This window comes from Candidatus Sordicultor fermentans, from assembly GCF_012728195.1.
Classification (GTDB): Bacteria; Atribacterota; Atribacteria; order Atribacterales; family Caldatribacteriaceae; genus Sordicultor; species Sordicultor fermentans.
In genome coordinates this window covers 1-8,623 of the sequence record NZ_JAAYFP010000069.1, presented here as the reverse complement: position 1 = coordinate 8,623, position 8,623 = coordinate 1, and the positions used below count along the sequence as shown (strand labels likewise).

The following is an 8,623-nucleotide window of genomic DNA, read 5'->3' as shown; positions in this document are numbered from 1 at the left end:
TTCGTCACCCCGGCAATCTTTAAGCCGGGGTCTATAAGTATTTAAAAACCAAAGAAAAAGCAAAAACTTGGATTCCCGACTAAAGATTTCGGGAATGACGGATGAGGGTGAGTGCCTGATAAAAAACCTCCGCGTCGTCACCCCTGAATGCTTCTATCAGGGGTCCATGGTTTTAAAACAAAAGAAAAAGCAAAAACTTGGATTCCCGATAAAAGATTTCGGGAATGACGAGAGAGGAGGCGTCACTCCTGAATGATCCTATTGCCTTTTATTCGTCACCCCTGAATGGTTCTATCAGGGGTCCACAGTATTAAAAAACATGGATGCCTCGCTAAATTTCAGACATGACAAAAAGAGAAGCCCTCGGAGTGAGAGGGACGGTTTAGAGAGCTTGCGGGGAGAGGGTTAGGGTGAATCAGCTATAAAGGGGTCTCCGCCCCTTTATAGTCCCCCTGAAAAGACGAAAGCATAAAGACAAAAACCAAAGGAAAAGCAAAAACTTGGATTCCCGATTGAAGATTTCGGGAATGACGAGAGAGGGGGTCATTCCTGAATGATCCTATCAGGAATCTAAATAATTTAAGGGCAAAAAGCATGGATTCCCGATAAAAGATTTCGGGAATGACAAAAAAGGGGCGTCACTCCTGAGTGGTTCTACGAGGGGTCTAAATAATTTGAGGGCAAAAACCTCTGGATGCCTGATAAAAAATTTCAGGCATGACGAGAAAGGAAACTCTCGACTCTTTTTCTTTCCCTCACCCTCCGAGGGTGAGGGTGGTTTACTCAATTTCGCCACCGCCAGCACATAATTGGCCCGGGAAAAAGCCGGAATAAAAATGACCCACCCCTTAAGCTATAATCCCTCTCATCGGATTAAAGATGGGAGGGAAATACATGTTAAGGAGTCAGGTATGATGTTACACCAGGTGAGAAAAGAAGGGAAGAGCATAAGAAGTATAAGCAGAGAAAGAGAGTTTTCTCAGGTCACGGTGAGACGTTATCTCAGAGCTCAAAAGATGCCAGATGTGTTTGGTAGAATAGAAATACAGCACAGCGGAAGTTAAAAAGTACAGCATAAAAATTACTACAAACCTGGAATTCAGAAAGTGGAATGGAATATTTTATGATGAGATAAGACAGCCGCCATCATTACCGTTTAGTTCACCACAGTCATTTACTGGTCTTTTCCGGACCAAGTTATCCTTTGCCTCATTCTACTATGAACTGTTAATTCTGGAATTGAAGGTGCTGCAAAAATTAACTTCCGGAACGCTGCAAATTCATATTGCAAAACACAGCCAGAGAAAAGAAGGGGGGGTGCGGAGAAATATTCTCTCTTACTGTACGCACTCAAGAATTTGAAATTCATTCTTCAGGAAAGATGATAGCTCATCAGCACAACCATTAAAGATGGGTAAAGAAATGTTTGACAAGAGCTATGAGGTCAGCAAAAGTTCTATAAAATGGTTATGCATCGTTTTCTTCTTATTATAGAGAGCACAGCAAAGGCCTGATTCTCAACTAACTAAAGGTAGCCTGTTCTCCTCTCTCTGCACCGTGTTCGCAGTGGTGGAAAGGGGATATAGCAGATTGTTCTGTAGTGATGCGTAAAGCCTCCAAGTCTTGCTCAATCTGGTTTTTGAGCTCCGAAAGAGAGGGAAAAACCATTTCTTCTCTCAAGAAAGCCTGGAATTCTATGGTCAGCCTTTCTCCATAAAGCTCTCGAGAGACTTCCGGGATGAAAACTTCCACCAGCCGGCGAGGAGAAAAATTTACCGTAGGCCTGTGGCCTACATAAATAAGAGAAGGGTTTCTCTCTCCTATCTCTTTTCCGGAAACGTAACCGGTATACACTCCAGATGCAGGAAGAAGCTTGTAAGAAGGAGGATAAAGATTGGCAGTGGGGAATCCCAATTTTCTTCCCACTCCTTTTCCCCGTCGGACTCGCCCCTCGAGAAAGAAAGAATAACCTAATAAGCGATTAGCAGAAAGTAAATCGCCGCTTTCTAAATGCCATCTAATGCGGGAGCTGGAGATAAGCTCTCCCCCTTCCCGAAGGGAAGGAACCACTGTTACTTCTACTCCTCTAAAAGAAAGATGGTTTTTCAAAAGCTGAGCGTCGCCTTGAGCCTGGAAACCAAAACGAAAATTCTCTCCCACCACCACTCCCCGGGGTCTAATTTCCTGTTCCACAAGAGTTAAAAACTCCTGAGCTGTCATTTCTCGGAAGCTCTTGTTAAAACGCACAAATTGCAAAAGGGACTGAGGAAATAGCTCCTGTATCAGGCAATACTTCTCTCGATAAGTAAGGATGTGCTTGACCTCTTCTGAAGAGAGAAAGTTTCGAGGATGAGGATAAAAAGTAAAAATATGCAGTTTAGCTTTCTCCTCTTGAGCCAGGCGGTAAGCTTCGCCTAAGAGGTATTGGTGACCGCGATGAACTCCATCAAAAAAGCCCAGAGCTAAAATATTATTCTCTGCAGATTTTATTCCTCTCTGCCACATATCTATTCTCCTAAAATTATCCGGGGTCTCAATTCTCCATCATCCTCTATTTTACCCAGACCTAAAAATTTATCCCCCTCATACATCTTAACCCATCCTTTTTTTTGCCAGGGAGAAAAGACAAACCCTCCATGTTTTATCCTTTTCGCTTCTTTCTCTTCTAAGTGAACCGAGGTAATCCAGTACAAACCCTGATCGGGGGGAATGCTTTTTGAGAGGAGAAACTGCCGGTCTATTTCCCTTTCTGTTATCTCTTCACTCTGCTCCAGAGAAAAATCGCCTACTTTTTCCCGACGAAGAGAAAAAAGGTAAGCGCCCAAACCGCTATCTTCTCCCCACTCGTGAGCCAGACTGCGGATGTAAGTTCCACTGGAGCAGCGAACTAAAATTTCTGCCTCTGGCCACTCTCCTTCTTCCCAGGATATGAGCTCCAGATCATAAATCTCTACTTCTTTTTCCTGCACAGGGAGTGTTTTGCCCTGGCGAGCATACCGATAACGAGGTTTGCCCCGATGTTTACTGGCAGAAAAAGGAGGCACCTGCTGCTTTATTGCTCCTCGATATTTGAGGAGAAGCTCCTCTCCTTCCTTTTTTGATAAATTGCCTTTTCTAACTTTTACTATTTTTCCTGTAACATCATAAGTATCGGTAGATATACCAAAACGGATTCGAGCCCGGTAAGTTTTATCCAGAGCCTGGAAAAAAGAAGCAAGGCGCGTGGCTTTACCCCAGCAAATTACCATTACCCCTCGGGCGAAAGGGTCAAGGGTGCCAGTGTGGCCAGCTTTTTCTCCCAAGATTTTTCCCACCCGTTCTGTAATTTCAAAGGAAGTCATTCCTACCGGCTTATAAACATTAAGTATTCCGCCCGGCACTCTCTTTTTTTACCTCTTCAGTAAGCGATGAGGGATTGCTCAGGAATTTTCTCACCACACTTAAAACTTCCTCTTTTACCCGGGGAAAATCGCCTTCGATTTTGAATCCCGCCGCTTTATGATGCCCTCCTCCCCCAAAATAATGAGCGATAGGCAAAATATCCCTTTCTTCTTGAGAGCGCAAACTCACCCTAAAAGACCCATCCTCCACTTCTTTAAAAAAGAGAGAAAGCTCTGCTCCCGGGATATAAAGCCCATAATCTACTATTCCCTCACTATCTTCCTCTTGCGCCCCACAGGCTTCAAAATCTTCTTTAGTTAAATAAATCACCGAAAACCGAAAATCTTCATCATAAAAAAGATGGTCAAGCGCCCGCCCTAAGAGCTTCAAAGCTTCTAATCTCCGAAAGTTAAAAGCATAACGCATTATCTGGGCAAGAGATGCACCTGAGTTAATCAAATCTTCTACCACTTGCAAAAGGCGAGAATCCATATCCACAAATTGAAAACCACCAGTATCGGTCACAAAACCAGTAAGAAGGTTAATCGCCATATCGGAGCTTATTTTTACTCCTGCTTCCTTTATTAGCTCGTAAACCAGAAGAGTGGAAGAAGGGGAGTCGGGGACTACCCAGTTTATATCTCCAAAACGAGCGTTATCGGGGTGATGGTCTATATTCACAAGAAGAGAGGCCCCGTTGCATAGCTCTTTTAATCTTCCCAGGCGATCGGGATGGGAACAATCTAAAACTATTACCACATCTCTCTCAGAAGAAGAATTCAGAGAATAGAACTCCTCCAGAGTCAGCAGCTCTTCCTTTCCAGGCAAAAACTCGTAAAAGTAAGGTATTGCCTCATCTTGAACCATAAACGATTCTTTCCCTTCTTCTTTTAAAAAGAAAAAGGTGGCAAGCATAGACCCCAATCCATCTCCATCAATATTCTGATGAGAAATGATTATAAAATGATTATGGAGCTGGAAGGCCTCAATTATCTCCTTTTTCGCTTCCATCTTCTTTCCTTTCCATCTGATTAAGAAGTTCTACCACCTGAAAAGCTTTTTCCATAGTATCATCTATCACAAAAACAATTTCGGGCATAAACTTAATTCTCAGACGAAGAGCTAATTCACTTTTTATAAAACCGGTAGCTTTTTGCAGTGCCTGGTATTTTTCTTCTTTATCCCCTTCGGGAAAATAAATAAATACCTTGGCTTGCCGTAGGTCTTGAGATACTTTCACTCGAGTGATGGTAAATCGCTTCAAGCGAGGGTCTCTCACCCGAGATAACAAAATAATTGACACTTCTCTTTTAATTAATTCTGCTACCCGTTCTACTCTTTGTTCTTTCATCGGGATTCACCTGGCTTTCCGCTTATTTTCCAATCCTCAATAAATTTCTATGGTCAAATTGGTGATTTCCAGGCGGTCGTCTCCTTCTACAAATTGAACCACTTGCTGAAGGAGAAGCTGGACACTCCGCTCATCGTTTCCCACACAGGAGATTCCCAGACTACTTTTCCTCCACCGGGAATTAGTAGAAATTTCAATCACTGAAACGTTAAACCGATTCCGCAGCCTTTCTTTCAGAGAATTAACCACTCTTCTTTTATCTTTAAGAGAAAAGCTCTCATTAATAAAGATATCAATTTGACAGGCTCCTACTCTCATTTTTCTTCTTCTTTAATGACATAAGCCTCCAGTATATCCCCTTCCTGGAAATCGTCAAAGTTTTCTAAACCTATTCCACACTCATATCCTTGAGTTACTTCTCTTACATCCTCTTTAAATCTCTTGAGAGAGGTTATTTTGGCTCCTTCTTTTATGACTTCTTCCCCCCTCAAAATTCGCGCTAAAGCCCCTCGCTCTATTTTACCCTGGGTCACATAAGAACCAGCAATCTCTCCCACCCGGGGTATTTTAAATATCGCTCTAACTTCTGCTCTACCCAGCGTCTCTTCCACCAGACGAGGCTCTATAAGACCTTTAATGGCTTTTTCTATATCATCAATCACCTCATAGATGACCCGATAAAGTCTTACCTCCACTCCTTCTCTTTTGGCTATTTTAGCTGCCTCGCTTAGCAATCTAACGTTAAAGCCAATAACTATTCCCTGCGAAGCCGAAGCTAACATAATATCGGTTTCAGTGATGTTGCCTACTCCTTGATACACAATATTAATTTTTACTTCTTCTTCCTCTAAAGAAGCAATAGCTTTCTCCAGAGCTTCAAGCGACCCTTGAAAGTCGGCCTTCAAAATTAGATTGAGCTCTCGACTTTTTCCTTCTTCTGGAGCAAGCATTTCTTCCAGAGATATAGAATAAGGTCTGGATTCCTTCAATAATTTTTCTTTTTCTCTCTCTTTTCTCCGCTCGGCGATGAGATGGGCTATTTTTTCTTCCCCCACCACCATCAATTTAGTTCCCGCCGGTGGTAAATCGGAAAAACCCACCACCTCAACGGGCGTAGAGGGATAAGCCTCACGAACGGTTTTTCCCAGATAATTTAATAATGACTTCACCCTTCCCCAGCTGCTTCCTGCTACAAAATAATCTCCCACTTTCAATATCCCTTCTTGCACAATCACTGTAGCAACCGGGCCTCTTCCTCGATCCAGGCGAGACTCTATAACCACTCCTGTGGCATAACCGGTGTGTCGAGCTTGCAGCTCCAGAAGGTCAGCCTGCAAAAGGATTAGATCTAAAAGGTCAGAAATTCCTTTTTTCTGAAGAGCAGAAATGTTCACAAAAATAGTTTCCCCTCCCCATTCCTCGGGGATTAAATCATATTCAGCAAGTTGCTGTTTTACTCTTTCCGGGTTGGCTCCTACTTTATCTATTTTATTAATGGCCACGATAATGGGAACGTTGGCCGCTTTTGCATGCTGGATAGCTTCCACGGTCTGGGGCATAACCCCATCATCGGCGGCTACCACTAAGACTGCGATGTCGGTAGCCTGTGCTCCTCGAGCTCGCATGGTAGTGAATGCTTCATGACCGGGAGTGTCGATGAAAGTGATTTTTCTCCCATCTATCTCTACCTGGTATGCACCAATTTTCTGAGTGATACCGCCAAATTCAGTCTCTGCCACCTGAGAGCTTCTGATAGCATCCAGAAGAGTGGTTTTACCATGGTCGACGTGACCCAGAATAGTAACCACCGGAGGGCGAGGATAGGTTTTAGTATCCAGCATTTTGTGGGTCAATTCTTTCAGGTCTTTTTCCCACTTCACATACCAGCCTCTTTCTCTTGCCAGTCTTTCCACCACAAGAGGAGGGAGAAAGTCTTTAGGACCAAAGACCATATTTAAATCAGCCAATTCTAGTATAAGCTCTTCTACCTCTTCGTTAAATATTTTTGCTACTTCTCTTAAAGTAGGTAAGGAATCAAAGCTAAGAGTTTTTTCTTGTTTTTTTCGAGCTTCTTCTTCTTTCTTTTTTTGATAACTTATCTCTTCTTGCAATAGCTCGACCAGTTCTTCATCAACGTTGCTCATATGGTTTTTAACTTCTACTCCTAGCTCTTTAAGTAAATCAACCACCTCTTTGGTGGGCATTCCTAAGTTTTCTGCTACTTTGTAAACTCTTATCTTAGACATTGTTTACCTCCTTTTCCTGGGATTCTACATAGCTACCCAATACCTCCTTTAGTTTCTTTAATTCTTCTTCTCTCACCTCTGCTCGCAGAGCATGAGAGAGATTTTTAAGGTTCAGTTTATCTATACATTCCCTGCGGGGACAGAGATAGAATCCTCTCCCTGCTTTTTTCCCCGTGGGGTCTATTTCAATACCCTCTTCCCCTTTAACCAATCTAATCAAAGCCTTTTTTTCTTTCCTTTCTCGACAACCGATACAGGTTCTAATGGGAATCTTCCTGGCCAATGTCTTTTTCCCCTTTGATGTCAATCCTCCAGCTGGTTACCCGAGCAGCCAGACGAGCATTTTGCCCATCTTTACCAATGGCTAAAGACAGCTGGTCTTCGGGCACAAAAACCCGGGCAGTATCAGTTTCCTCGTCTAACTCTACTTTTACCACCCGAGCAGGGCTCAAGGCCTCGGCGATCAGAAGCCGGGGGTCATTGCTCCACCTTATAATATCAATTTTCTCTCCCCTCAACTCATCAGTGATATTCTTCACTCGAGAGCCGCGGTTACCTATGCAAGACCCCACCGGGTCTATTTTATCGCTTCGACTTTCCACCACCACTTTGCTCCTCACACCCGGTTCCCGGGCGATGGCTTTTATATCTACTAAACCATCGTGTACTTCTGGAACTTCGAGCTCAAACAACCTTTTCACCAGACCAGGATGAGTACGAGAAAGAACGATTCGAGAACCCTTGCTGGTTTTCTTCACTTCTACAATGTAGAATTTCATTCTCCCTCCTATCCGGTAGTTTTCGGTAGGAACTTGCTCACTAAAAGGAAGTAAGCCTTCGGTTTTGCCCAAATCCACAATGATGTTGCTACCTTCTTTTTTAGAGATTATACCGGTTATAATTTCTCCTTGTTTTTCCACAAACTCGGCATAAATCAAGTCTCTTTCTGCTTCTCTTATTCTCTGCACAATCACCTGTTTAGCTGTTTGAGCAGCAATTCTTCCAAAATCCTGGGGAGTCACCTCTATTTCCACTGTTTCTCCCACCCGGGCATCAATTCCCAGTCTTTTAGCTTCTTCTTCTAATATTTCTGTGGTAGAGTCTTTCAATTTATCTACCACTGTTTTTCGAGCAAAAACTTTTATGCTACCATCCTGGGGATCAAGAATAACGGAAACCCCCTTCTGGGAGCTTTTAAAGCTCTTCCGATAGGCAGAAAGAAGAGCAGCCTCAATGGCTTCCTTCAGTGTCTCTCGAGGAATGCCTTTAGTTTTTTCTATTTGCTCAATAGCAGCAAAAATTTCTTTGCTCATATTACCAACCCTAAAAGGATTTTCCAAGTATAAAGAACTTATAAACAAGAAAGAGTGGGAAGACCCACTCTTTCTTGTCAGCACTTTTCGACTGCTACTATTTTAACTCAAATCGTTAAATAGTGCAAATTTTTGAGGGTTGCAGTTAGTGTCAACTCATCGCAGAGGCACCATTATTTTCCCCTCTCTTATCAGTCTAAACCTTCTTACTGCGATAGCCTCCACACCCTCCTTCTTTTCTCTCTGGAAGAGCGAGGGGAAGAAAAAGAGCCGAAGTTTCCCTTTCCGCCATGCCTGAAATTCAGGCGGGAATCCCCCTCTTTCGTCATGCC

Annotated in this window: 9 protein-coding genes; 1 reads left to right on the top strand and 8 read right to left on the bottom strand. The window is 43.1% G+C overall.

Going from position 1 to position 8,623, the window contains the following annotated elements:
* Positions 1-836: 836 nt before the first annotated feature.
* Positions 837-1,064 carry a hypothetical protein gene (locus GXZ17_RS03185; RefSeq protein ID WP_409375843.1) on the top strand — a complete coding sequence of 76 codons (228 nt, stop codon included), beginning with the start codon at positions 837-839 and terminating at the stop codon, positions 1,062-1,064.
* A 457-nt stretch (positions 1,065-1,521) separates the two neighbouring features.
* Here the strand turns inward: GXZ17_RS03185 and ribF are convergent, their stop codons facing one another.
* From ribF to nusA, 8 genes are read right to left on the bottom strand one after another with little or no spacing between them, the layout of a single operon-like run.
* Entirely contained in the window at positions 1,522-2,505 is a 984-nt protein-coding gene (gene ribF, locus GXZ17_RS03180) for a riboflavin biosynthesis protein RibF (protein ID WP_409375842.1), read from the bottom strand.
* Positions 2,506-2,507: 2 nt separating this feature from the next.
* Entirely contained in the window at positions 2,508-3,380 is an 873-nt protein-coding gene (gene truB, locus GXZ17_RS03175; protein ID WP_409375841.1) for a tRNA pseudouridine(55) synthase TruB, read from the bottom strand.
* Positions 3,361-4,392, bottom strand: a complete 1,032-nt coding sequence (locus tag GXZ17_RS03170; protein ID WP_409375840.1) for a DHH family phosphoesterase — start codon at positions 4,390-4,392, stop codon at positions 3,361-3,363. The genes truB and GXZ17_RS03170 overlap by 20 nt, the downstream gene beginning before the upstream one ends.
* Positions 4,367-4,732, bottom strand: a complete 366-nt coding sequence (gene rbfA / locus GXZ17_RS03165) for a 30S ribosome-binding factor RbfA (protein WP_409375839.1) — start codon at positions 4,730-4,732, stop codon at positions 4,367-4,369. Before rbfA ends, GXZ17_RS03170 begins: the two co-directional genes overlap by 26 nt.
* A gap of 36 nt (positions 4,733-4,768) precedes the next feature.
* A complete protein-coding gene (locus tag GXZ17_RS03160) occupies positions 4,769-5,050 on the bottom strand; it encodes a DUF503 domain-containing protein (RefSeq protein ID WP_409375838.1) in 282 nt (93 codons plus the stop codon).
* On the bottom strand, positions 5,047-6,978 hold the full coding sequence (gene infB, locus GXZ17_RS03155) for a translation initiation factor IF-2 (RefSeq protein ID WP_409375837.1): 1,932 nt from the start codon (positions 6,976-6,978) through the stop codon (positions 5,047-5,049). Before infB ends, GXZ17_RS03160 begins: the two co-directional genes overlap by 4 nt.
* Positions 6,971-7,261, bottom strand: a complete 291-nt coding sequence (rnpM, locus tag GXZ17_RS03150) for an RNase P modulator RnpM (protein WP_409375836.1) — start codon at positions 7,259-7,261, stop codon at positions 6,971-6,973. The genes infB and rnpM overlap by 8 nt, the downstream gene beginning before the upstream one ends.
* Positions 7,239-8,291, bottom strand: a complete 1,053-nt coding sequence (nusA, locus tag GXZ17_RS03145; RefSeq protein ID WP_409375835.1) for a transcription termination factor NusA — start codon at positions 8,289-8,291, stop codon at positions 7,239-7,241. The genes rnpM and nusA overlap by 23 nt, the downstream gene beginning before the upstream one ends.
* Positions 8,292-8,623 lie beyond the last annotated feature (332 nt).

Excerpts from the sequence above, each read along its gene's own strand:
- rbfA (WP_409375839.1), bottom strand. The coding sequence starts at position 4,732 with ATGAAAGAACAAAGAGTAGAACGGGTAGCAGAATTAATTAAAAGAGAA.
- GXZ17_RS03185 (WP_409375843.1), top strand. The coding sequence starts at position 837 with ATGACCCACCCCTTAAGCTATAATCCCTCTCATCGGATTAAAGATGGG.
- GXZ17_RS03170 (WP_409375840.1), bottom strand. The coding sequence starts at position 4,392 with ATGGAAGCGAAAAAGGAGATAATTGAGGCCTTCCAGCTCCATAATCAT.
- nusA (WP_409375835.1), bottom strand. The coding sequence starts at position 8,291 with ATGAGCAAAGAAATTTTTGCTGCTATTGAGCAAATAGAAAAAACTAAA.
- ribF (WP_409375842.1), bottom strand. The coding sequence starts at position 2,505 with ATGTGGCAGAGAGGAATAAAATCTGCAGAGAATAATATTTTAGCTCTG.
- infB (WP_409375837.1), bottom strand. The coding sequence starts at position 6,978 with ATGTCTAAGATAAGAGTTTACAAAGTAGCAGAAAACTTAGGAATGCCC.
- GXZ17_RS03160 (WP_409375838.1), bottom strand. The coding sequence starts at position 5,050 with ATGAGAGTAGGAGCCTGTCAAATTGATATCTTTATTAATGAGAGCTTT.